Source organism: Amycolatopsis sp. NPDC051106, from assembly GCF_040682775.1.
Lineage (GTDB): Bacteria > Actinomycetota > Actinomycetes > Mycobacteriales > Pseudonocardiaceae > Amycolatopsis.
On the sequence record NZ_JBFBBQ010000007.1, the window covers coordinates 1 to 21,524 of the forward strand.

At 71.0% G+C, this 21,524-nt stretch carries 27 protein-coding genes; 20 read left to right on the plus strand and 7 right to left on the minus strand.

Annotated features, from left to right (window positions below; all coding sequences use genetic code 11):
- Nucleotides 1-170 precede the first annotated feature (170 nt).
- The 4 genes from hemB to AB0M83_RS07805 are packed head-to-tail and all read left to right on the plus strand — an operon-like array spanning nt 171 to nt 2,519.
- Entirely contained in the window at nt 171-1,142 is a 972-nt protein-coding gene (hemB, locus tag AB0M83_RS07790; protein ID WP_364514102.1) for a porphobilinogen synthase, read from the plus strand.
- 18 nt (nt 1,143-1,160) lie between these two features.
- Complete coding sequence (locus AB0M83_RS07795; RefSeq protein WP_364514105.1) at nt 1,161-1,718, plus strand: hypothetical protein; 558 nt, start codon at nt 1,161-1,163, stop codon at nt 1,716-1,718.
- Nucleotides 1,715-2,161, plus strand: a complete 447-nt coding sequence (locus AB0M83_RS07800; protein ID WP_364514108.1) for a hypothetical protein — start codon at nt 1,715-1,717, stop codon at nt 2,159-2,161. The genes AB0M83_RS07795 and AB0M83_RS07800 overlap by 4 nt, the downstream gene beginning before the upstream one ends.
- A 13-nt stretch (nt 2,162-2,174) precedes the next feature.
- Nucleotides 2,175-2,519 (plus strand): hypothetical protein, encoded by a 345-nt coding sequence (locus AB0M83_RS07805; RefSeq protein ID WP_364514111.1) that lies wholly within the window; start codon nt 2,175-2,177, stop codon nt 2,517-2,519.
- A gap of 37 nt (nt 2,520-2,556) precedes the next feature.
- Here the strand turns inward: AB0M83_RS07805 and AB0M83_RS07810 are convergent, their stop codons facing one another.
- A complete protein-coding gene (locus AB0M83_RS07810) occupies nt 2,557-3,201 on the minus strand; it encodes a TetR/AcrR family transcriptional regulator (protein WP_364514114.1) in 645 nt (214 codons plus the stop codon).
- 108 nt (nt 3,202-3,309) lie between these two features.
- On the opposite strand from AB0M83_RS07810, the gene AB0M83_RS07815 reads away from it, so the two are divergent.
- The 6 genes from AB0M83_RS07815 (at nt 3,310) to AB0M83_RS07840 (ending at nt 8,338) form a co-directional block, all read left to right on the plus strand.
- Nucleotides 3,310-4,089, plus strand: a complete 780-nt coding sequence (locus AB0M83_RS07815; protein WP_364514117.1) for a glucose 1-dehydrogenase — start codon at nt 3,310-3,312, stop codon at nt 4,087-4,089.
- On the plus strand, nt 4,086-4,538 hold the full coding sequence (locus AB0M83_RS07820) for a nitroreductase/quinone reductase family protein (protein WP_364514120.1): 453 nt from the start codon (nt 4,086-4,088) through the stop codon (nt 4,536-4,538). The genes AB0M83_RS07815 and AB0M83_RS07820 overlap by 4 nt, the downstream gene beginning before the upstream one ends.
- A gap of 82 nt (nt 4,539-4,620) precedes the next feature.
- On the plus strand, nt 4,621-5,907 hold the full coding sequence (locus AB0M83_RS07825) for an HlyD family efflux transporter periplasmic adaptor subunit (RefSeq protein ID WP_364514123.1): 1,287 nt from the start codon (nt 4,621-4,623) through the stop codon (nt 5,905-5,907).
- Complete coding sequence (locus tag AB0M83_RS07830; RefSeq protein ID WP_364514126.1) at nt 5,904-6,617, plus strand: ABC transporter ATP-binding protein; 714 nt, start codon at nt 5,904-5,906, stop codon at nt 6,615-6,617. Before AB0M83_RS07825 ends, AB0M83_RS07830 begins: the two co-directional genes overlap by 4 nt.
- Nucleotides 6,614-7,816 carry an ABC transporter permease gene (locus tag AB0M83_RS07835; RefSeq protein ID WP_364514128.1) on the plus strand — a complete coding sequence of 401 codons (1,203 nt, stop codon included), beginning with the start codon at nt 6,614-6,616 and terminating at the stop codon, nt 7,814-7,816. Before AB0M83_RS07830 ends, AB0M83_RS07835 begins: the two co-directional genes overlap by 4 nt.
- A gap of 9 nt (nt 7,817-7,825) precedes the next feature.
- A complete protein-coding gene (locus AB0M83_RS07840) occupies nt 7,826-8,338 on the plus strand; it encodes a hypothetical protein (protein WP_364514131.1) in 513 nt (170 codons plus the stop codon).
- Here the strand turns inward: AB0M83_RS07840 and AB0M83_RS07845 are convergent.
- A complete protein-coding gene (locus tag AB0M83_RS07845) occupies nt 8,335-8,811 on the minus strand; it encodes a TspO/MBR family protein (protein ID WP_364514134.1) in 477 nt (158 codons plus the stop codon). The two genes, AB0M83_RS07840 and AB0M83_RS07845, sit on opposite strands and share 4 nt — an antisense overlap.
- 61 nt (nt 8,812-8,872) lie before the next feature.
- Between AB0M83_RS07845 and hemL the strand changes: the two genes are divergently transcribed.
- The 7 genes from hemL (at nt 8,873) to AB0M83_RS07880 (ending at nt 16,455) form a co-directional block, all read left to right on the plus strand.
- Nucleotides 8,873-10,174 (plus strand): glutamate-1-semialdehyde 2,1-aminomutase, encoded by a 1,302-nt coding sequence (hemL, locus tag AB0M83_RS07850; RefSeq protein ID WP_364514137.1) that lies wholly within the window; start codon nt 8,873-8,875, stop codon nt 10,172-10,174.
- On the plus strand, nt 10,171-10,797 hold the full coding sequence (locus AB0M83_RS07855; RefSeq protein WP_364514140.1) for a histidine phosphatase family protein: 627 nt from the start codon (nt 10,171-10,173) through the stop codon (nt 10,795-10,797). The genes hemL and AB0M83_RS07855 overlap by 4 nt, the downstream gene beginning before the upstream one ends.
- Nucleotides 10,794-11,366: a TlpA disulfide reductase family protein gene (locus AB0M83_RS07860; RefSeq protein WP_364514143.1), complete on the plus strand. Its 573-nt coding sequence runs from the start codon at nt 10,794-10,796 to the stop codon at nt 11,364-11,366. The genes AB0M83_RS07855 and AB0M83_RS07860 overlap by 4 nt, the downstream gene beginning before the upstream one ends.
- A 287-nt stretch (nt 11,367-11,653) precedes the next feature.
- Nucleotides 11,654-12,427, plus strand: coding sequence for a cytochrome c biogenesis CcdA family protein (locus AB0M83_RS07865; RefSeq protein WP_364514146.1), 774 nt, complete (start codon nt 11,654-11,656; stop codon nt 12,425-12,427).
- Nucleotides 12,424-14,019 (plus strand): cytochrome c biogenesis protein ResB, encoded by a 1,596-nt coding sequence (locus AB0M83_RS07870; protein WP_364514148.1) that lies wholly within the window; start codon nt 12,424-12,426, stop codon nt 14,017-14,019. Before AB0M83_RS07865 ends, AB0M83_RS07870 begins: the two co-directional genes overlap by 4 nt.
- Before the next feature lie 3 nt (nt 14,020-14,022).
- Nucleotides 14,023-14,991, plus strand: a complete 969-nt coding sequence (ccsB, locus tag AB0M83_RS07875) for a c-type cytochrome biogenesis protein CcsB (protein WP_364514150.1) — start codon at nt 14,023-14,025, stop codon at nt 14,989-14,991.
- Nucleotides 14,992-15,066: 75 nt separating this feature from the next.
- Nucleotides 15,067-16,455: an AAA family ATPase gene (locus tag AB0M83_RS07880; protein ID WP_364514152.1), complete on the plus strand. Its 1,389-nt coding sequence runs from the start codon at nt 15,067-15,069 to the stop codon at nt 16,453-16,455.
- Between the two features lie 141 nt (nt 16,456-16,596).
- Here the strand turns inward: AB0M83_RS07880 and AB0M83_RS07885 are convergent, their stop codons facing one another.
- The gene (locus AB0M83_RS07885; protein ID WP_284748096.1) at nt 16,597-16,782 is read right to left on the minus strand and encodes a hypothetical protein; all 186 of its coding nucleotides are present in this window, start codon (nt 16,780-16,782) and stop codon (nt 16,597-16,599) included.
- Between the two features lie 152 nt (nt 16,783-16,934).
- Nucleotides 16,935-17,147, minus strand: coding sequence for a BldC family transcriptional regulator (locus tag AB0M83_RS07890; protein ID WP_072474890.1), 213 nt, complete (start codon nt 17,145-17,147; stop codon nt 16,935-16,937).
- 281 nt (nt 17,148-17,428) lie between these two features.
- Here AB0M83_RS07890 and AB0M83_RS07895 point away from each other — a divergent pair, with 281 nt between their 5' ends.
- From AB0M83_RS07895 to AB0M83_RS07905, 3 genes are read left to right on the plus strand one after another with little or no spacing between them, the layout of a single operon-like run.
- Nucleotides 17,429-17,902, plus strand: a complete 474-nt coding sequence (locus AB0M83_RS07895) for an Lrp/AsnC family transcriptional regulator (RefSeq protein WP_364514155.1) — start codon at nt 17,429-17,431, stop codon at nt 17,900-17,902.
- An 11-nt stretch (nt 17,903-17,913) separates the two neighbouring features.
- A complete protein-coding gene (locus AB0M83_RS07900; protein WP_364514157.1) occupies nt 17,914-18,201 on the plus strand; it encodes a DUF4229 domain-containing protein in 288 nt (95 codons plus the stop codon).
- Nucleotides 18,198-19,280: a PLP-dependent cysteine synthase family protein gene (locus AB0M83_RS07905; RefSeq protein WP_364514160.1), complete on the plus strand. Its 1,083-nt coding sequence runs from the start codon at nt 18,198-18,200 to the stop codon at nt 19,278-19,280. Before AB0M83_RS07900 ends, AB0M83_RS07905 begins: the two co-directional genes overlap by 4 nt.
- Here the strand turns inward: AB0M83_RS07905 and AB0M83_RS07910 are convergent.
- The 3 genes from AB0M83_RS07910 to menE are packed head-to-tail and all read right to left on the minus strand — an operon-like array spanning nt 19,277 to nt 21,524.
- Nucleotides 19,277-20,146, minus strand: a complete 870-nt coding sequence (locus AB0M83_RS07910; RefSeq protein ID WP_364514163.1) for a 1,4-dihydroxy-2-naphthoate polyprenyltransferase — start codon at nt 20,144-20,146, stop codon at nt 19,277-19,279. The genes AB0M83_RS07905 and AB0M83_RS07910 overlap by 4 nt on opposite strands.
- A gap of 49 nt (nt 20,147-20,195) precedes the next feature.
- Nucleotides 20,196-20,339: a hypothetical protein gene (locus AB0M83_RS07915; RefSeq protein ID WP_364514166.1), complete on the minus strand. Its 144-nt coding sequence runs from the start codon at nt 20,337-20,339 to the stop codon at nt 20,196-20,198.
- Nucleotides 20,340-20,390: 51 nt separating this feature from the next.
- The gene (gene menE / locus AB0M83_RS07920; RefSeq protein WP_364514564.1) at nt 20,391-21,524 is read right to left on the minus strand and encodes an o-succinylbenzoate--CoA ligase; all 1,134 of its coding nucleotides are present in this window, start codon (nt 21,522-21,524) and stop codon (nt 20,391-20,393) included.

The following is a 21,524-nucleotide window of genomic DNA, read 5'->3' on the forward strand; positions in this document are numbered from 1 at the left end:
CCCTGTGGTCCCCCGCGTCCCCCGGGGGCGTGCGGTGCTTCCACCCCACCGAAGGCCGCCTTGGGTGCGTTGAACGCAACCAAGGCCACATTGGGGCGTTCGGCGACCGGAAGCGGCCGCTGGGCACCCTTGCGGAACTACGGCGATCACGGCCGGAGTAACTTGGAAGGGTGTTCCCCGAGCATCGTCCCCGCAGGCTCCGCACCACGCCCGCTATGCGCCGGCTGGTCGGTGAAACGACGCTGCGGCCGCGCCAGCTGATCCTCCCGATGTTCGTCGCCGAGGGCCTCGACCAGCCGAAGGCGATCTCGAGCATGCCGGGCGTCGTCCAGCACACCCGCGACACGCTGCGCAAGGCCGCCGTCGACGCGGTCAACGCCGGGGTCGGCGGGCTCATGCTCTTCGGCATCCCCGAGACGCGGGACGCCGAGGGCTCCGGCGCGGTCGACGAGAACGGCATCCTCAACGTCGCCCTGCGCGACCTGCGGCACGAGCTCGGTGACGCCACCGTGCTGATGGCCGACACCTGCCTCGACGAGTTCACCGACCACGGCCACTGCGGCGTCCTCGACGCCGACGGCGGGGTCGACAACGACGCCACCCTGCGCATCTACGCCGAGATGGCCGTCGCGCAGGCCGAAGCCGGGGCGCACGTGCTCGGGCCGTCCGGGATGATGGACGGCCAGATCGGTGTCATCCGCCGCGCGCTCGACGAGGCCGGGCACCGCGACAAGGCGATCCTCGCCTACTCCGCGAAGTACGCCAGCGCGTTCTACGGCCCCTTCCGCGAGGCCGTCGACTCGCAGCTCAAGGGCGACCGCAAGACCTACCAGCAGGACCCGGGCAACGGCCGCGAGGCGCTGCGCGAGATCGAGCTGGACCTCGCCGAGGGCGCGGACATGATCATGGTCAAGCCCGCACTGTCCTATTTGGACGTCATCAAGGCGGCCGCGGACATCTCCCCGGTGCCGGTGGCGGCGTACAACATCTCGGGCGAGTACGCGATGGTCGAGGCGGCCGCGGCGAACGGCTGGCTGGACCGCGAGCGCACGGTCCTCGAGGTGCTGACGTCGATCCGCCGCGCGGGCGCCGACATGATCCTCACGTACTGGGCCGCCGAGGCCGCTGCCTGGCTGGACTGACCGGCTAGAGTCTCGCGCGTGGCGGACAGTAATCCCGAAAAAGCTGACACCGAAGACCTCTCGGGCCTCACCGACGACGAACGGCGTAAACAAGGTCGTTCGCCGGACCCGGTGCTGCCGGGCCAGAAGGCGCCGAAGGCGAACCCGCCGCGGCCCGTGGCGATCTCGTTCTGGCTGTGGCTCGCCGGCGGCGTGGTACTGATCCTCAGCTACGTCCAGCTGCTGACCAGCAAGTCCGCGGTCATCGACCAGTACGTCAAGGGCACGACGGACCCGAAGTACACGCCACAGATGATCGCGGACGGCGTCACGGCGCTGCTGTGGTACCTGCTCGGCGGCGCGATCGTGTTCACGCTGCTGTTCCTGCTCTTCGCGTACAAGGCCCGCGAGGGCACGCGCTCGGCCCGGACGGTGCTCACCGTCCTGCCGATCGTCATGGTGCTGCTGATCATGGTCGTCGCGCCGATCATCAACTACCTGACGCTGGTCGCGGTGCTGCTGTTCGTCATCGCGCTGGTGATGATGTACCTGCCGTCGGTGGCCGGCTACTTCCCGAAGGCCGGCCGCAAGCCGTGAGCGACCGGCTCTACGCCGAGTCCGGCGTGAGCTGGGCCGCCATCGTGTGGGGCCCGGTGTTCGCCCTGGTCGGCGTGCTGGCCGAGCTGGTGACGGGCGGGCCGGTGCACGTCGTGGGCTGGGTGCTGGTCGGCGCCGGGCTGTGCGTGATCACGGTGCCGTGGGTGTACGCGCGGCGCCGGTTCCTCTCGCTGGAAGTCACGACGAAGCAGCTGCGCCAGGGCCGCGAGAAGGTCGCGGCGGATCAGCTGGCGTCGGTGAAGGACGTCGGCGCCCCGGTCGGGGCGCGGGTGCTCGGTGGTGGCTGGTCGGTGCCGCGCAAGTACGACTCGCTGCCGGTGGAGCTGGTGGACGGCACAGTGGTCTTGGCGTGGGCGAAGGACGTCGAAGCCCTCCAGGACGCGCTCGACCGGCTCGTCCGGGCGACGCCGAAGGAAGCATGAGAAAATCGCTTCCGTGATCGACCTTCCGCAGCCCACCGGGGCCGAGCTCTGGCCGCCCGAAGAGCCCGGCCCGCAAGCTCGGCTGCACAAGCCCTGGCGAACGCTCGTCGCCGTCGTGGAGGTCGTGCTCGCCGTCGCCGCCGGGTGGGCCGCCTACGCCTGCTGGCACGGCGGGGCCGCCATCGTCGTCACCCACACCGATGACGGCGCCACCCTCGAGTCGCACCGGTACTTCGGCGGGATGCTCGCCGCCGCCATCGGGCTCGGGACCGTCGCCGCGATCCTGCTGGTCGACGCGGTGCGTCAGCTCTCGCTAGCGGTCCGTGCGCGGCACCCCAAGCCGGCTCTTCGCGGATGAGGGTGTAGCTGCAGGACTCTGTCGCGGCCGACGGGACTCAGTCGTTGGCGGACGCCCCCGGTCCAGTCGTGGCGTACCGGGCGGCGGTGGTGCGGACGGCCTCGTCGACCACCTGAGCGACGCGTTCGGCGCTCACCTCCCAGCCCGGCACCAGGAGTGCCGGCCAGAAGACGTAGTTGGAGATCATCCCCAGGAATTGGGTGGCCGCGAGGTCCACGTCCTCGACCCGCACCGTTCCCGCCTCGCGCTCGGCCAGCAGGTAGCTGCGCACGGACTCGAAGTAGGGCATCTTCCCGTGCGAGAACTGCGCATGGGCCAGCTCGGGGAACCGTGGCAGCTCGGCGATGACGATCCTGAACAGGTCGGTCATCCGGGCACGGCCCAGCAGTTCGGCGTAACGGCGGCCGATGATGCCGAGCCCGTCGACGACGTTGCCCGCCGGCGGCGGATCCTCCTCGCCGGCGGCCGACCAGGCCTCGGTCACGATGGCGTCGAACAAGGCAGCTTTGGTCGGGAACTGCTTGAACAAGGTGGCCCGCGAGACGCCCGAGCGCTCGGCGATCCGCGCCAGCGACGTCCGGTCGTAGCCCAGCTCGAGGAACAGCGCGGTCGCGGCCGTCACGATCAGCGCGCGCTTCTCCTGGGCGACGCGCTGGTGATACGTCGTCACGCCACGGCTCATGGGGCGAGCATACGAGGTGAGTGGCTTGACTCGCCACTGCCGCCGACCTAGTGTCGGGGTAGTGGTGAGTCGACCGGCTCACCACTCCGCGTACCGAAGGAACATCCGATGCCCCGCTTCGACAACCAGACCGTGCTCGTGACCGGGGGAACCGGCGGCCAAGGCTCCAGCCACGTGCGCGCCTTCCACGCGGAGGGAGCGAACGTGGTGATCGGCGGCTTGGACGCGGACCGCGGCGCCGCTCTCGCCGACGAGCTCGGGACCCGCGCTCGCTTCACCCGCCTCGACGTCACCGACGAGAGCTCGTGGTCCGCCGCGGTGCTGGCCGCCGAGAGCGCTTTCGGCGCACTGAACGTGCTCGTCAACAACGCGGGCGTGCAGAACCCGCCCGCACCAATCGAAAACACGGACCAGGCCACGTGGTCGCGCATCCTCGACGTCAACCTCACCGGGACCTTCCTCGGCATCAAGGCCGCCGCCCCCGCTCTGCGCCGCGCGGCAGGGGGAGCCATCGTCAACATCGCTTCGACCATGGCCCTGGGCGGTACGGCGCACTACGCGCCGTACGTCGCCAGCAAGTGGGCCGTGCGAGGCCTCACCCGGACGGCAGCCCTCGAGCTCGGCCGCGACCACATCCGGGTGAACACCATCCACCCCGGCGTGATCTCGACCCCCTTCATCCACGAACCAGCAGCCGGCGCAGTCGCGGCCATCGCCGACTTCTACTCACCCGAGCCGTTCGCCATCCCCCGGCTCGGGGAGCCGGCCGACGTCACCCGGCTGCTCCTGTTTCTCACGTCATCGGACGCGTCGTTCATCACGGGGTCTGAGTACGTCATCGACGGGGGACTCGTCCTCGGTCCCGCCCTTCAGGCCGTGACCGCGTGAGCATTCCGGACACGAACGCGTCTTTGTCCCACCTGCCCGACCCCATCCGGCGGGCCATCGAGATCACCCCCGCCGCGGGCACCAGGGAACGGATCATCGACATCACGACGCTGGGGCGCCGCACCGGCCGGACACGCCGCATCGAGATCTTCTTCTACCGGGCTGCGGGCGCAACGTACCTGTGCAGTGGCGCCGGCGGCGCCGCGACCGGCTGGTATGCGAACCTGCTCGCCCATCCCGACTTCACGTTCCACCTCAAGAACGGGGTCCGCGCGGATCTGCCCGCACGGGCCACGCCGGTCACCGACCCGGCCGAACGGCAGGCCGTGCTGGCGGAGATCGTCGCGGATCTCAACCAGCCCCACGACCCCGGCACCATCCGGCCGACCCGGCTCGAAGACTGGGCGGACAGCCGGCTGATGCGCATCAGCTTCCGCCCTCGGCCGTGATCGTGCCCGCCGCCACCTGATACACAGCTCCCGCACAGGGAACGAACAGTCAATTGCTAAGCGGCGGCGACACTGTTGCCGCATGACGCGCGTGCGTGCCTCGAAGGCATGGGTGATCAACGGTGCTCTGGTCGTACTGCTGGCCGGAGCGGCTTTCGGGATATATCAGGCATTCAGCCCCGAACCGAGCACGGCGCAGGCGCAGACGCGCAGCACCCCGGTGCGCCGCGCGACGGTCACCGAGACCATCTCCGCCGCCGGGACCCTCGCCAGCAGCTACACCGGCGCCGCGAACTTCTCGAGCGCGGGCAAGGTCACCTCGATCGACGTGAAGGTCGGCGACGTCGTGAGCGCCGGCCAGAAACTCGCCACGATCGACAGCACCCAGGCGGCGAAGCAGCTTCAGGTCGCGAAGGCGAACCTCGCGGTCGCGCAGGACAACCTGGACTCGGCCGAGGACGCCGAAGACACCCCGGCGACCGGGCAGAACAGCCAGAACAGCGCGCAGTCGGCCGCGAACAGTGTCACGTCGGCACAGGCGAAGCTGGACCAAGCCCAGCTCGAGGTCCAGACCGCGCAGGAAACCCTCGACAACACGACGCTCTACGCGCCCGGCGCCGGCACCGTCACCGCGGTCAACGGCACGGTCGGGCAGCAGTCCACCAGCGGCTCGGCTTCGAGCAGCAGCTCCCAGTCGTCCTCCAGCGGGAGCGGCCAGGGTGGCCAAGGCAGCTCGTCGAACAGCGCCACGTCGAGCAGCACCAGCAGCAGCGGCTTCATCACCATCACGAACCTGACCGGCCTCGTCGTGAACACCTCGGTCGCCGAGATCGACGTCAGCAAGGTCAAGGCGGGCCAGAAGGCCACTGTGACGCTCAACGCGCTGCCGGACAAGCCGATCCAGGCGACGGTCTCGAGCATCAACCTGACGCCGACGACGAGCGGCAGCGTCGTGTCCTACGGCGCGCAGCTGGCCCTGACCGACCCGCCGGACGGGCTGCGGCCCGGCCAGTCGGCGAGCGTCGTGATCACCGTCGCCTCCGCCGAAAACGCGCTGAGCGTGCCGGCCGCGGCCGTGACGACCGCCGGCACCACCAACGTCGTCACCGTGCAGGAGAACGGCCGGAACGTCACGCGGCAGGTGCAGATCGGCATCCGCGGCGAGTCCACCGTGCAGATCACGTCCGGGCTGACCGAGGGCGAGAACGTCGTGCTCACGGCGACGGCTTCGACCGGCGGCACGGGCACCGGCCGGACCGGCACCGGGACGGGCGGCACCGGCGGGTTCCCCGGCGGCGGGACCGGGGGCTTCCCCGGTGGCGGCCAGCGCGGCACGGGTGCCGGCGGCGGCTTCGGCGGCCGCGGGTGAACCCGGTGATCGCGGTCTCCGGGCTGCGCAAGACCTACGGCGCCGGGGAGACGGCCGTGCACGCGCTGCGCGGCGTCGAGCTCACCGTGTGGCCCGGCGAGTACGTCGCCATCATGGGCGCCTCGGGCTCCGGCAAGTCGACGCTGCTGAACATGCTCGGCTGCCTCGACGTCCCGACGTCCGGCCAGTACCTGCTGGACGGTTTCGGCGTCGGGAAGCTCAACGAACGGCAGCTGGCGTTGCTGCGCAACCGGAAGATCGGGTTCATCTTCCAGTCGTTCAACCTGGTGCCGCGGACCTCGGCGATGTCCAATGTGGAATTGCCATTGGTCTACAGTGGACTGCGGCGGTCCGAACGACGCCGTCGCGCGCTCGCGGCGCTCGACATGGTCGGGCTGTCCGACCGGGCCAAGCACCTGCCCAGTGAGCTGTCCGGCGGGCAGATCCAGCGCGTCGCCGTGGCGCGGGCACTGGTCACCGGGCCGGCGATGCTGCTGGCCGACGAGCCGACCGGCAACCTCGACCGCCACAGCACCGAGGACGTCCTCGGCGTGTTCGACCGGCTCAACCGGCTCGGCCGCACCATCGTCGTGATCACGCACGAGGACGAGGTCGCCGCGCACGCGCACCGCGTCGTGCGGGTCGACGACGGGCTCATCGTGTCCGACGTATCGAGCACAGGGACGCGCGCGGTCGGAGCGGTCTCGTGAACTTCTTCGAAGTCCTGCGCTTCGCCGTGCGCGGCCTCACCGCGAACAAGCTGCGCTCGGCGCTCACCACGCTCGGCATCACCATCGGCGTCGCGGCGGTGATCCTGCTGGTCGCGGTCGGCAACGGCGCGTCGGCGGCCATCGCGGCCAGCATCCAGGGTCTCGGCACCAACGTCGTCAACGTGTCCCCGGCGCGCGGGGGCGGGCAGGGCGCGTCGGCGCGGCCGCTGACCGTCCAGGACGCGCACGCGCTCGTCGACCCCGTCGGCGCGCCGGATGTCAAGGCCGCGTCGCCGGTGGTGAACACGACGGCGACCGCGACCTACGGGCAGACGTCGTACGACATCTCCAGCGTCGCCGGCACCGAACCCGCCTACTTCGCGACGACCAACCGCGACCTCGCCCAGGGCCGGCTGTTCACCAGCGAAGACGTCACGGCCGCGCGCAAGGTCGTCGTCCTCGGCCCGACCACTGCGGAGTCGATCTTCGGGACCGCCGACCCCGTAGGCAAGAACGTGCTGCTGAACAGCATCCAGTTCACCGTGATCGGCGTGCTGCAGGCCAAGGGCAGCACCGGTCTGCAGAACGCCGACGACGTCGCGATCGCCCCGATCTCGGCCGTCCAGAACTCGCTGGCCGGCTACGGCAGCCTCAGCCAGATCGCCGTCCAGGCCACCAGTGCCGACTCCGTCTCGCTCGCCCAGGCCGAGATCACCGCGATCCTCAACGCCCGCCACGGCATCCGGCTCGGCGGCACCCCCGACTACCAGATCCAGAACTCCGAGCAGTTGCTCGCGACGCGGACGTCGGCGACCGAGACGTTCACCGTGCTGCTGGCGGCGGTCGCGGCGATCTCGCTGCTGGTCGGCGGGATCGGCGTCACCAACATCATGCTCGTCACGGTGACCGAGCGGATCCGCGAAATCGGCATCCGCAAGGCCATCGGCGCCCCGCGCGCGGCCATCCTCGGCCAGTTCCTCGCCGAAGCGACCATGCTCAGCCTGTTCGGCGGGCTGCTCGGCGTCGCGATCGGGCTCATCGGCAGCGAGTTCACCATCTCCGGGATCAAACCCGTCGTGGTGCCCTCGTCGATCCTGCTCGCCTTCGCGGTATCCGCCCTGATCGGGCTGTTCTTCGGCAGCTTCCCGGCGAACCGGGCCGCCAAGCTGCGGCCGATCGACGCCCTGCGTCACGAATAAGGAGTCCCCATGTCTTCCTCCACCACGACCCCGCCCAGCGCGGAGGACATCATCGCCAGCCCGGCCGTCGAGGGTGACCTGAACGCCGAAATGCGTCACGCGGCGAAGCCGTTTTCCCGCACCACGCTGGTGCTGGCCGGGCTCGTCGTGCTCGCGATCGCGTTCGGCGGCGGTGCCTGGACGCACGCGGCGTTCGGCTCCTCATCCCCTTCGGCGCCCACCCGGCCGGCCGCGGGTGCCCAGGGCGGTACCCAGGGCACCGCCGGGCAAGGCGGCTTCCGCGGCGCGGGCGGCCGCGGCACCACGGGCACGGTCGACCACGTCGACGGCACGACCGTGTACGTGAAGACCGCGCAGGGCACCGACGTCAAGGTGTCCACATCGGACTCGACCACGGTCGGCGTGACCCAGCAGGGCAAGCTTTCGGACCTCAAGCCGGGCTCGACGGTCGTCGTCCAGGGACAGGCGGGCGACGACGGGACGGTGGCCGCGCAGGCCATCACCCAGCAGGCCGCCCGCTAGTTCAGCGCGATGATCGCGGCGTTCAGCGCCGTCGCGAAGAGGATCCAGGCGAGGTACGGCACGAGCAGCGCGGCGGCGGCCTTCGACCGGCGGCCGAACAGGACGATCGTCACGACCACGACGACGTCCAGCACGATGATGTCGACGAGCGCCGCCTTCGCCGCGCCGCCCTCGAAGAAGAGCGGCGTCCACAGCAGGTTGGCCAGCAGCCCGATGCCGTACGCGGCGAACCCGCGGGTTTCGCCGTCCGTGCGCCAGTACAGCCAGCCGGACACCGCGATCAGGACGTACAAGACCGTCCACACCGGACCGAACAGCGACCCGGGCGGCGCCCACGACGGCAGTTCGAGCCGCGCGTAGACCTCGCGCGACGAGACCGCGGCCAGCGCGCCGACCACGGCCACCACGGCGACGACACCGAGGAAGCAGGCCAGCACCAGCCACGGGTTGCGCTGTGACGCACGTTCGGTCACCGGCTGTTCCCCTCCCCGGGCGGCGTCCGGCCATCCTAGGCGGGTTTGGGAGACTGAAGGGGTGAGCACTGGAACCGAGCAGTCCAAGGCATGGTTCGAACGGGCGAAGGCGGCTGTCCCGGGCGGGGTGAACTCGCCGGTCCGGGCGTTCAACTCGGTCGGCGGCACCCCGCGGTTCATGGTCCGCGGCGAAGGCCCGCACCTGTGGGACGCCGACGGAAACCGCTATGTCGACCTGGTGTCGTCCTGGGGCCCGATGATCCTGGGCCACGCGCACCCGTCGGTCGTCGAGGCGGCGCGCGCGGCGGCGTCGTCCGGGCTGTCGTTCGGCACGCCGACCATCGGCGAGGTCGAGCTGGCCGAGGAGATCATCGGCCGGGTCGAGCCCGTCGAGCAGGTGCGCCTGGTCAACTCCGGCACCGAGGCCACGATGAGCGCGATCCGGCTGGCCCGCGGCTTCACCGGCCGGTCGAAGATCGTGAAGTTCGCCGGGTGTTACCACGGTCACGTCGACGCGCTGCTCGCCCAGGCCGGCTCCGGCGTCGCGACGCTCGGGCTGCCGACGTCGCCGGGCGTCACCGGCGCTCAGGCCGCGGACACGCTGGTGCTGCCGTACAACGACCTCGACGCCGTCCGGCAGTCCTTTGCGGACAACCCGGGCGAGATCGCCGCGGTGATCACCGAAGCCGCCGCGGGCAACATGGGCGCGGTCGCGCCGGACGAAGGCTTCAACGCCGGCCTGCGCGACCTGGCCCACGAGCACGGCGCGCTGCTGGTCATGGACGAGGTGATGACGGGCTTCCGCGTGTCGGCCGCGGGCTGGTTCGGCCTCGAAGGCGTGGCCGGCGACCTCTACACGTTCGGCAAGGTGATGTCCGGCGGCCTGCCGGCGGCGGCGTTCGGCGGCCGCGCTGACGTGATGGCCAAGCTGGCCCCGGGCGGGCCGGTCTACCAGGCCGGGACGCTGTCCGGGAACCCCGTGGCGGTGGCCGCGGGCCTCGCGACGCTGCGCGCGGCCGACCACGCCGTGTACGCGGCCCTCGACGCCAACGCGAAGCGCCTCGGCGACCTCTTCCGGCGCGAACTGAGTGCCGCCGGGGTCGCGAACAACGTCCAGTACGCGGGCAACCTGGTCAGCGTGTTCTTCGGTGACCAGCCGGTGCGCGACTACGCCGGCGCGCAGGCGTCCGAGACGTGGCGGTACCCCGCGTTCTTCCACGCGTTGCTCGACGCGGGCGTGTACGGGCCGCCGAGCGCGTACGAGGCCTGGTTCGTCAACGCGGCCATGGACGACGAAGCGTTCTCGGTGATCGAAGCGGCCCTGCCGGCGGCGGCGCGCGCGGCGGCGGAGGCGGTCAAGTGACCACCGTCGTCCACATGCTGCGGCACGGTGAAGTGCACAACCCCGAGAAGATCCTCTACGGCCGTCTGCCCGGTTATCACCTCTCCGAGCGCGGGCAGCGTCAAGCGCTGACGGTCGCCGAGGCCGTCGCGGGCCACGACCTCGTGCACGTCGTCGCGTCGCCGCTGCAGCGCGCGCAGGAGACGGCGGGCCCGATCGCCGCGGCGCACCGGCTCGACATCGCGACCGACGAGGGCCTGATCGAGGCCGGCAACCAGTTCGAGGGCCTGCACGTGGCGGTCGGCGACGGCGCGCTGCGGGAGCCCCGGCACTGGCCGAAGCTGGTGAACCCGTTCAAGCCGTCGTGGGGCGAGCCGTACGTCGAGATCGCGCACCGGATGCTCGGCGCGGTGCACCGGGCGCGGGAGGCAGCCGAGGGTCACGAGGCGCTCTGCGTGTCTCACCAGCTGCCGATCTGGACGCTCCGGCGGTTCCTCGAGGGCAAGCGGCTGTGGCACGACCCGCGTCGCCGCCAGTGCTCGCTGGCGTCGCTGACATCGCTGGTCTTCGACGGCGACGAGCTGCGCGAGATCGTCTACAGCGAGCCCGCGGGGACGACGGACCCGAAGGTGACCGGGGCATGAAACGCGTCTTCTTCGCCGCGCTCGCGATGCTGGCCCTGGCCGGCTGCAGCAGTGGCAAGGACGCGGTGGTGCAGGGGAGCAGCTTCAGCTTCGTGTCCCCGGGCGGCAAGGTCGACATCACCTACGACCTCGCCCAGCGCCAGACGGCCCCGATCCTGGCGGGCGACGACCTGATGAACGAGGGCAAGCAGCTGTCGCTGGCGGACTTCCCCGGCAAGGTCGTCGTGCTCAACCTGTGGGGCCAGTGGTGCGGGCCGTGCCGCACGGAGGTGCCGGAGCTGGAGTCGCTCGCCCGCCAGGCGCCGGGCATCCAGGTGGTGGGCATCGACGTCCGCGACCCGGCGCGCGAGGTGGCGCAGGACTTCGTCCGCGACCGCAAGCTGACGTACCCGTCGATCTACGACCCGGACGGCCGGGTGTTGCTCAAGCTGAGCGGCTACCCGCGCAACATCATCCCGTCGACGATCGTGCTGGACAAACAGCACCGGGTCGCGGCGGTGTTCCTGCGGCCGGTGCTGGCCCAGGACCTGCTCCCGGTGACGAAGAGCCTGGAGTCGGAGCAGGCCTGACCGGCACCGAGGGACTCACCCCGGCAGCCGAAGGCGGAACCGGCACCCACCCAGACCCCGCCCACCACCCCGATCCGAAGCCAGAACACGGACGGGAGTGCCGGGTCAAGGCATCTTTCCCGCCTTGACGCGGTGCTGCCGTCCGTGTTCACAATCGGGTTTCGGGGTGGTGAACCGCCGCGCGGCCGCCGAAACGACCGGGACCAAGGTCCTGATCTGCTGTGACCGAGGTCCTGTGAAGCGGCCCCGGCGTTCTCACCAGGACCTCACTGCCTACCCTCAACGGGGTGAACTCCGTGACCGAGCTGGCGATCTCCGGACCGCTGCTGCTCGCCGCGGGCGTCGCGCTGCTGGCCGGCACCATCTCCTTCGCCTCGCCGTGCGTGGTGCCGCTGGTACCGGGGTACCTCGCGTACCTCGCCGCGCTCGTCGGTGCGGATGCCCCCGCCGTCAGCGCCGATGAGGAGCGCAAGAACGGCCGCTGGGCCGTCGTGGGGGCCGCTCTTCTCTTCGTGCTCGGGTTCACCGTCGTGTTCGTCGCCACCATGGGCACCCTGGTCTGGCTCGCGGCCACGCTCACCCTCAACCAGGACCTCCTCCAGCGCATCGGCGGCGTCCTCACCATCGCCATGGCGCTCGTGTTCCTCGGCTGGATCCCCGGCCTGCAGCGCGAGGTCCGCTCGCACCACGTCCCGCGCGGCGGCGTCTGGGGCGCTCCGCTGCTCGGCGCGATCTTCGGCCTCGGCTGGACGCCCTGCATCGGCCCGACGCTCTCCGCCGTGACCACCCTGGCCAGCGCCACCGGCGGCGCCGAGGCCCGCGGCTACCTGCTGATCGCCGTCTACTGCCTCGGCCTCGGGCTGCCGTTCCTGCTCATCGCGCTCGGCGCCCGCTGGGCCGTGCGCGCCACCGACTGGGTGCGCCGCCACGGCCGCCAGGTGCAGATCTTCGGCGGTGCGCTGCTGCTGATTGTCGGCGTCCTGCTGGTCACCGGCGTCTGGGGAGATCTGATGGGCTGGCTCCGCAACGAGCTCGCGGTCAACCTGGAGCTGCCGCTGTGACGACGACCGAAGCGCCGCCCGCGGCACCGCAGGGGCCCACCCCCGCCAAGCGCACCTTCGCCTTCGTCCGCAACACCTGGCGCGGCCTGACGTCGATGCGCACCGCGCTCGTCCTGCTGTTCCTGCTCGCCCTGGCCGCGCTGCCGGGCGCGCTCCTGCCGCAGCGGAAGCTCAACGCCCCCAAGGTCGACGAGTACATCGCCGCCCACGGCTGGTGGGGCACCCTGCTCGACAAGCTCGAGTTCTACGACGTCTACTCCAGCATCTGGTTCTCGGCCATCTACCTGCTGCTGATGATCTCGCTGGTCGGCTGCCTGACTCCGCGCAGCTTCGACTACGTCAAGGCGATGCGCGCCAAGCCGGTGCTGACCCCGCGCAACCTGGCCCGGATGCCGCACTACCGGCTGGGCCGCGGGAAGACCGACGTCAGCGCCGAGATCGCGGCCGTCCACAAGCAACTCTCCGGCTGGCGCCGCGTCGAGCGCGAAGAAGCCGGCGGCGTCCGCACCATCTCCGCCGAACGCGGGTTCCTGCGCGAGACCGGCAACCTGCTCTTCCACTTCAGCATGCTCGGCCTGATCGTGTTCTTCGCGCTGGGCAAGCTCTACGGCTACGAAGGCCAGGTCATCGTCCAGGCCGACGGCGACAGCTTCTGCAACTCCGGCATCTACAACTACGACTCCTTCAACGCCGGCCTGCGCGTCGACGGCACCGACCTCGACCCGTTCTGCGTGAAGGTGAACGACTTCACCGTGCGGTACACCCCGGCCGGCGAGCCGGAGTACTACCACGCGAACATCCAGTACCAGTCCGGCGAAGACCTCGACACGAACACCTGGCGCCCGTACGGCCTCGAGGTCAACTCGCCGCTGCGCACCGCCGGCGACCGCGTCTACCTGCTCGGCCAGGGCTACTCGCCGCAGTTCACGGTGACCTTCCCCAACGGCGACAAGCGCACCCAGAACACCCAGTGGCGCACGGTCGACCCGACCACGATGCTCGCCGAGGGCGCGACGAAGTTCGACCAGCCCGGCGTCACCGACGAGGTGCAGCGGCGGACCCGCCAGCTCGCCATCACCGGGCTGTTCGCGCCGACGTCGTTCCTGCACGGCAACGTCCTGACGTCGTCGGCGCCGGAGCTGAAGGACCCCGCGGTGGCCGTCGACATCATGCGCGGCGACCTCGGCCTGGACGCCGGGCGCGGCCAGTCGGTGTTCGAGATCGACCAGTCGCTCGTGGACGACGGCAGGCTGAAGAAGATCGCCCGCGAGAACATGAAGGTCGGCCAGGAGATCAAGCTCGACGACGGCACGAAGATCCGCTTCGACGGCGTCAACCACTGGGTATCCCTGCAGGTCTCCCACGACCCGACGCAGGGGTTCGTGCTCGGTTTCGCCATCGCGATGTTCCTCGGCCTCGGCGCGTCCTTGCTGGTCAAGCGCCGGCGGCTGTGGGTGCGGGTGAAGCCGGGGACCGACGACGACCCGGGTACCGTGATCGAGGTCGCCGGCCTGGCCCGCACCGACCAGGCCGGGTACGGCGAAGAGTTCCACCGGATCAGTGAACGCCTGATCAGTGGTCAGAAAGGCTGAGGCATGCCGATCGACGAGACGTTGTCCCAGTACAGCGACTGGCTCTACACCACCGCCGCGGCGATCTACGTCGTCGCGCTGATGATGACGCTGATCGAGCAGGGCTTCGGCGCCAAGGGGCGCCTGGCCACCGAGCGGGCGAAGCTCCGGGCGCGTGAGCTCGTCGGCGCCGGCGGGCCGCCGGTCGAAGAGGTCCAGGCCGCCCAGCGCACGACGGGCCGGCCCGAGCGGATCGGCAAGATGGGCGCGTCGCTGCTCGTGCTCGGCGCGCTGCTGCAGCTGTCGGCGATCGTGCTGCGCGGCCTCGCCGTGCACCGCGCGCCGTGGGGCAACATGTACGAGTACGGCATGGCGGTCACCTTCATCACGGTGGTCACCTGGATCGTCGTCATGAAGAAGTTCCCGGTCCGGCACCTCACCGGCTTCCTGCTGCTGCCCGTCGTGATCCTGATGTTCATCAACGGCACCCTGCTGTACACGACCGCGGCGCCGGTGCAGCCCGCGCTGCAGTCGTACTGGCTGGTCATCCACGTCTCGGCGGCCATCATCGGCTCCGGCGTCTTCCTGGTGCCCGGCGTCGCCAGCGTGCTCTACCTGTTCCGCTCGGCCTACGAAAAGGACGAGACGAAGTTCGCCCGGTTCGCCTCGAAGCTGCCCGCGGCCGACGTCCTCGACCGGATCGCCTACCGGACGACGATCTTCGCGTTCCCCGTCTTCACGTTCGGCGTGCTCTGCGGCGCGGTCTGGGCCGAGTCGGCCTGGGGCCGGTTCTGGGGCTGGGACCCCAAGGAGACCGTCGCGTTCATCGCCTGGGTGATCTACGCGGCCTACCTGCACTCGCGGGCGACCGCGGGCTGGCGCGGGGCCCGGGCCGCGGCGATCAACATCGTGGGGTTCGCGGCGATGATCTTCAACCTGTTCTTCGTGAACCTCGTCACGGCGGGCTTGCACTCGTACGCCGGGGTGGGCTGAGCAACCCGCGGGTACTCCGACTACCGTCGTCTTCAGGGGGAAGATGTCGGGCGGAGTGCGCGGAGGTTTACACCGGTGACCGGACCCAGCGAAGAATCGGCTCCTGGCCACCCCGAACAGGCTGAACCGGCTGAACCGGCCGCTGCCCCGCAGCGGCCGGAGGCCGGCCTGTTCGCCGAGGACCGGACGGACTCACACCCGCATCCGGAGACCTCCGGGGCCTTCGACGTGCAGCCGACGCAGGCGGTCGCGCCGCCGCCGAACCCGGCCGTGTCCGGGCCCCACCAGGTACCTCCCGGCGCCTCGGGGCCGCACCAGGTGAACCCCGCGGTGTCGGGCCCGCACCAGGTGCCTCCGGGCTACGGCTACGACCAGAACCTCCCGCCGCTGCAGCCGCAGCAGTACGGCGACCCGGCGCAGCAGTACGCCCAGGCGCAGGCCCAGTACCCGCAGCAGCCTCCGGGACAGCCTTCGGGCCTGCCGCAGCCCCAGGGCGGCCGGCACGCGGCGCCGCCGCAGCAGCCGGGCCACGGCCACGACCTGTCGACCGCGCACCTGGTCAAGCAGGTCAAGCGGCCGCCGCAGTCGGGCTGGCGCAAGGCGATCTACGTGGGCTCCGGCAAGCTGATCAACCCCGGCGAAAGCCCGGCGGACACGCAGCGCCGTGACCTCATCGCGCGCGTCAACCAGCCGCTGCGCGGGTGCTACAAGATCGCCATGCTGTCGCTGAAGGGCGGCGTCGGCAAGACGACGGTGACCACGACGCTGGGCGCGACGTTCGCTTCGCTGCGCGGTGACCGCGTGGTGGCGGTGGACGCCAACCCCGACCGCGGCACGCTGTCGCAGAAGCTCCCGCTGGAGACGACGGCGACGGTCCGCCACCTGCTGCGCGACGCGGCCCGCATCACGCGCTACAGCGACGTCCGGTCGTACACGTCCCAGGGCTCCAGCCGGCTGGAGATCCTCGCCAGCGAGCAGGACCCGGCGGTTTCCGAGGCCTTCTCCGAGGACGACTACCGGCGCACGGTCAACCTGCTCGAGCACTTCTACAACATCGTGCTCACCGACTGCGGGACCGGCCTGATGCACTCGGCGATGAAGGGCGTCCTCGACGTCGCGGACGCGCTGGTCGTCGTGTCGTCCGGCTCGGTCGACGGCGCCCGCAGCGCCTCGGCGACGCTCGACTGGCTCGAGGCCCACGGCTACGGCGAGCTGGTGAAGCGCTCGGTGGCGGTGATCAACTCGGTCCGCCCCAAGGGCGGCTCGGTCGACCTCGACAAGCTGTCGGCCCACTTCGGGGCGAAGGTCCGGGCGGTGTGCAAGGTGCCGTTCGACCCGCACCTGGAGGAGGGCGCGGAGATCGAGCTGGACCGCCTCTCCGGCGACACGCGCCTGGCCCTGCTGGACCTGGCCGCGACGGTGGCCGACGGCTTCGCCACCCCGCTGTCCCAGGGCTACCGCTAAGCCGTCACCGGCGTGATCAGAGCCGGAACTCGCGTGATTGAAGCCGGAACTCGCGAGTTCCGGCTTCAATCACGCCGGTTACGGGTCCAGTCACGCGAGTTCCGGGTTCCGTCACCGGGTCCGGGCAAGCGAAAGTAAAGCTCAGCCGTCTTCGTCCCGGCGCTTGCGCTGCTGTTCGGACAGCTGGCGCAGGAAGTCGGGGTCGTCGTCCGGGGCGATCGGGGCGCGGCGCGGGGGCGAGGTGACCCCGACCCGCTGACCGGCGAACGACCGCCACAGGAGCAGTGCGACGACCAGCGCGCCGACCGCTGCGAGCAGAGCGAGCATGCCGGATCCTTCCGTAAGGGTCCCCCGAGGTTAACCCGTCGAACCGGGTTTCGGCTCGAACCCCGTCGAGCGGGGTGACGACCGGTACACGAAGGGCCGCGCGGGGCGGGGGAAATCCCCCGTACCCCACACGGCCCGGCGCTCGAGATGGTTCAGGCCTTGCGGGCCGGTTCGCTGGCGTCTGTGGTCAGCTCCGCGAGGAGCTCGTTCACCTCGGACTCCCGGAACCGCCGGTGCCCGCCCGGGGTCCGGATCGAGCCGATCCGGCCCGCCGTCGCCCACCGGGTGACCGTCTTGGGGTCCACCCGGAACAGTGCTGCCACCTCGCCAGGGGTGAGCAGGCGTCCGCCCATCGTCGCGGTCATTTTCCGCCTCCTTAACGACCTCACTGCTATACCGGAGGCGTCCGGGCCCTTCTGGCCCGTTCCGCCGGGGTAGCCAACACGGCAATCGTTGCACTTCACCCGTCGGGTACTCGAACGGTTGTCCGCGAGTAAAGAGCCCTTAAAGGTCAAAACGGACAGTTTGCTTACGTTGTGCAACTAAATTGGCGGTCACTTGACGTGCCCGGATGCCGTTGGGCCCGGTCGTCGGCCGCGAGGCGTGGTGCCAATGGGGGATTGTCCAACCGCATAGAGTGATCCCCGTGGATCAGTTGGACCGGAAGATCATCGCGGCGTTGCGTATCAACGGACGGGCCACCTATGCGGACCTCGGGCGGGCGGTCGGCCTCTCCGCGTCATCGGTGCACGAGCGGGTGGGCAAGCTGGAGGCCGCCGGCGTGATCACCGGCTACCACGCGGTCGTCGACCCGAACTCGGTCGGCCTCGGCGTCACCGCCCTCGTCAGCATCCACCCGACTGACACCGCCACGGAGGACGACGTCGCCGACGCGCTCGCCGAGCTCGACGAGGTCGAGAGCTGCTACGCGGTGGCGGGTGACGAGGCCTTCGTCGTCAAGGTGCGCGTGCCGACCGTCGACGAGCTGGAGCGAACACTCGGGCGCCTGCGCCGCATCCCCGGCGTCGGGCGGACGAACACCACCGTCGTGCTCTCGACGCGCTTCGAGGGGCGCCCGAACAACGCGGGCCTGCAGCGGGACCGGGCGGGCGGCGCGTAGCCTGCGTTGGTGTGAGCGACGAGAAGACCCCGCAGCTGGCCCGTGATCTGACGCTGTACCTGCTGGCGCGGTTCGTGCTGGTCGCGGTGATCGCGTGGGTGCTGTCCCTGGTCGGCGTGCCGCTGCTGGTCGCGCTGGTCGTGGGCCTGGTCGTCGGGCTGCCGCTGGGACTCCTGCTGTTCCGCCCGCTCAACGCCCGCGTCACGGCCGGCCTCGCCAAGCGCAACGAGAAGCGGGCCCGGGCCCGGGCCGACCTGCGTGCGCAGCTGCGCGGTGACGTCTCCGGCCAGCCCGAATGAGCCGGTTGCACGCCCGGAGCTGGGTCCGCGAGGCCGTCCGGATCATCGAGGCCGACGCGAACCGCAGTGCCGACACCCACCTGCACGTCTTCCCGCTGCCCCCGGAGTGGGGCATCGACCTGTACCTCAAGGACGAGTCCGTCCACCCGACCGGCTCGCTGAAGCACCGGCTCGCGCGGTCGCTGTTCCTGTACGGGCTCGTCAACGGCCAGATCGGGCCGGACACCGTGCTCGTCGAGGCGTCCAGCGGCTCGACCGCGGTGTCCGAGGCCTACTTCGCCCGCATGCTCGGCCTGCGCTTCATCACCGTCGTGCCGCGGCGCACGTCGAAGGAGAAGATCGCGCTCATCGAGTTCTACGGCGGTGAGTGCCACTACGTCGACGAAGCGCCGGCGATGTACCCCGAGGCGGAGCGGCTCGCGGCCGAGTGCGGCGGGCACTACCTCGACCAGTTCACCTACGCCGAGCGCGCGACGGACTGGCGGGGCAACAACAACATCGCCGAGTCGGTGTTCGCGCAGATGCGCTCGGAGCGCCACCCGGTGCCGGCCTGGATCGTGGTCGGCGCGGGCACGGGCGGCACGAGCGCGACGTTCGGCCGGTACGTCCGCTACAAGCGCCACACGACGAAGATCTGCGTGGTCGACCCGGAGAACTCGTCCTTCTTCGGCGCCTGGGAGACCGGGGCGCTCGACTACGCGACCGGCATGCCGTCGCGGATCGAGGGGATCGGCCGACCGCGCTGCGAACCGTCGTTCGTGCCCGGCGTCATCGACGAGATGTTCCAAATCCCCGACGCGGGCTCCCTGGCGGCCATCCGGCTGCTGCGCGAGCGCACCGGGCACTGGGCGGGCGGCTCGACCGGCACGAACCTCTACGGCGCGTTCCGGCTCATCTCGCGCATGGTCGAGGACGGCCAGGCGGGCAGCGTCGTGACGCTGCTGTGCGACGGCGGAGAGCGGTACGCGCACACGTACTACAACGACGAATGGATCGAGGCCCAGGGCATGGACCTCGCCCCGCACACGGCGTTGTTCGAGGAGTTCCTGACGACCGGGAAGTTCCTCCCGGAGAGCTAGAAGCTCAGCGCCACGGCCGCCAGCACCGCCCAGGCCAGCATCGCCAGGCCCGTGTCCCGCAGCGCCGGGATCAGCTCGCGCCCGTGCGCGCCGCCGCCGACGGCCCGGACCGACTTCACCAGCATCGGCGCCGTCAGCAGGGTGATCAGCAGCAGCGGGTGGAAGATCCCGAGGACGATGCCGAGCACGTACGGCACCGCGATCAGCACCAGGTACAGCCGCCGCGTTCCGCCGTCGCCGAGACGCGTCGCCAGGGTGCGCTTGCCGGACTCGACGTCGGTCGGGATGTCGCGCAGGTTGTTGGCCGTCAGGACCGCCGTCGAGAAGCTGCCGACCGCGACCGCGCACGCCAGCGCGGCCCAGCTGACCCGCCCGGCCTGGACGTACACCGTGCCCAGGACGCCGGCCAGGCCGAAGAACACGAACACGGCGATCTCGCCGAAACCGTAGTAGCCGTACGGCTTCTTGCCGCCGGTGTAGAACCACGCGCCGAGGATGCACAGCGCGCCCATCGCCAGCAGCCACCAGTGGCCGCTGAGCACGACGAGCAGCAGGCCGAGCACGCCGGCCAGGCCCAGCGCGACGAGCGCCGCCGTCAGCACGGCCTTCGGCGCGGCGACCCCGGACCCGACCAGGCGCAACGGCCCGACGCGGTGCTCGTCCGTGCCGCGGATGCCGTCGGAGTAGTCGTTGGCGTAGTTGACGCCGATGATCAGCGAAAGGGAGACGAGCAGCGCCAGAGCCGAGCGCCACCACGAGAACGCGTCCAGCGCGATCGTCGCGCCGACCCCCGCCACCACCGGCGCCACCGCGTTCGGCAGCGTCCGGGGCCGGGCCCCTTCGATCCAGTCGCTCAAGCTCGCCATGGCGCCATTCAACGCCATGGTGATCACCCGCGAGCGGGACCCCGGGAAGTCAGTCCGTGGTCGGCAGCTGCCAGGTGAGCGTGCCGCTGCTGGGATCCGCGGCGGGCGGATCGGCCAGTGCGGCGCCCACGGGAAGCAGGAGCCCCAGTGCGACGGCGGCCCCGACGAGGGCGGTTCTCATCCAGCGCGTCATGGTGGGTAGCCAAGCGGGTGCACGCCGTGCATGTCAACGAACTGCCGCCATTCAGCCGGGCGAACCCTGCTGAAGGTGCGCTTTGACCGCCGCGCGATCGATCTTGCCGGGCCCGCGAAGGGGCAGCTCAGCGCCGTATTCGACGCGTTTCGGCGTCGCCGCCGCGCCCAGTTCGGCCCGGACCGCGGCGCGCAGTTCGTCCGCTTCGGGGGGGTCGCCTTCCGGGACGACCAGCGCCACGACGGCCTCGCCCCACTCCGGGTCCGGCAGCCCGACGACACAGGCGTCCCGCACGCCCGGCCGCGCGCCGAGCACCCGCTCGATCGCGTTCGCCGACACCTTCACACCACCGGTGTTGATCATGTCGTCGGCCCGGCCCAGGACCTCGATCCGGCCGTCGTCGTGACGAACCCCACGGTCGGACGTCGTGAACCAGCCGCCGTCGAACGACTCCGCGGTCAGGTCGGGCCGCAGGCGGTAGCCGTGCGCGAGGACGTCGCCGGCGATGCGGATCCGGTCGCCGCCGACGTCGACGCGGACGCCGTCGAGCGGGAAGCCGTCGTAGACGCAGCCGCTGGCCGTCTCGCTCATCCCGTACGCGGGCACGATCCGGACACCGGCGTCGGCCGCGCGCTCGCGCAGGGTCGCGGACGTCGCCGCCGCGCCGACCACGATCGCGTCGAACGTCTTCGCCGCGGCCAGCCCGGCGCCGCCGTCGTCGAGCAGCCGGACCAGCTGGGTCGGGACCAGCGCCGTGTACCGCGGTCCGCCGGTCAGCTTCGCCGCCGCGGCCGCGAAGCCGTCCGGCCGGAAGCCCTGGCCGGTGAGCAGCGCCGGGGTGGTGCCCGCCAGGAGCGACCGGACCAGCACCTGCAGCCCGCCGATGTAGTGCGCCGGCGTGGCCAGCAGCCAGTGGCCGGGGCCGCCGAGCCGGGCGTGGGTGGCCTCGGCGGACGCGGTCAGCGCGCGGGCCGACAGCAGCACGCCCTTGGGCGCGCCGGTCGAGCCCGACGTGGCGATGACCACGGCGGTGTCCGGCTCGGCGGGCTCGGCCGGCCGCATCGCGTCGCGCAGCGCGGGGTCGGTGAACGGCAGCACGGCCGGGCCGCCGCCCAGCGCGTCCGCGACGGCCCTCTTCAGCGCTTCGAGCGCTTCGGGAGTGCCGTCGAGTTCGATCGGGAGCAG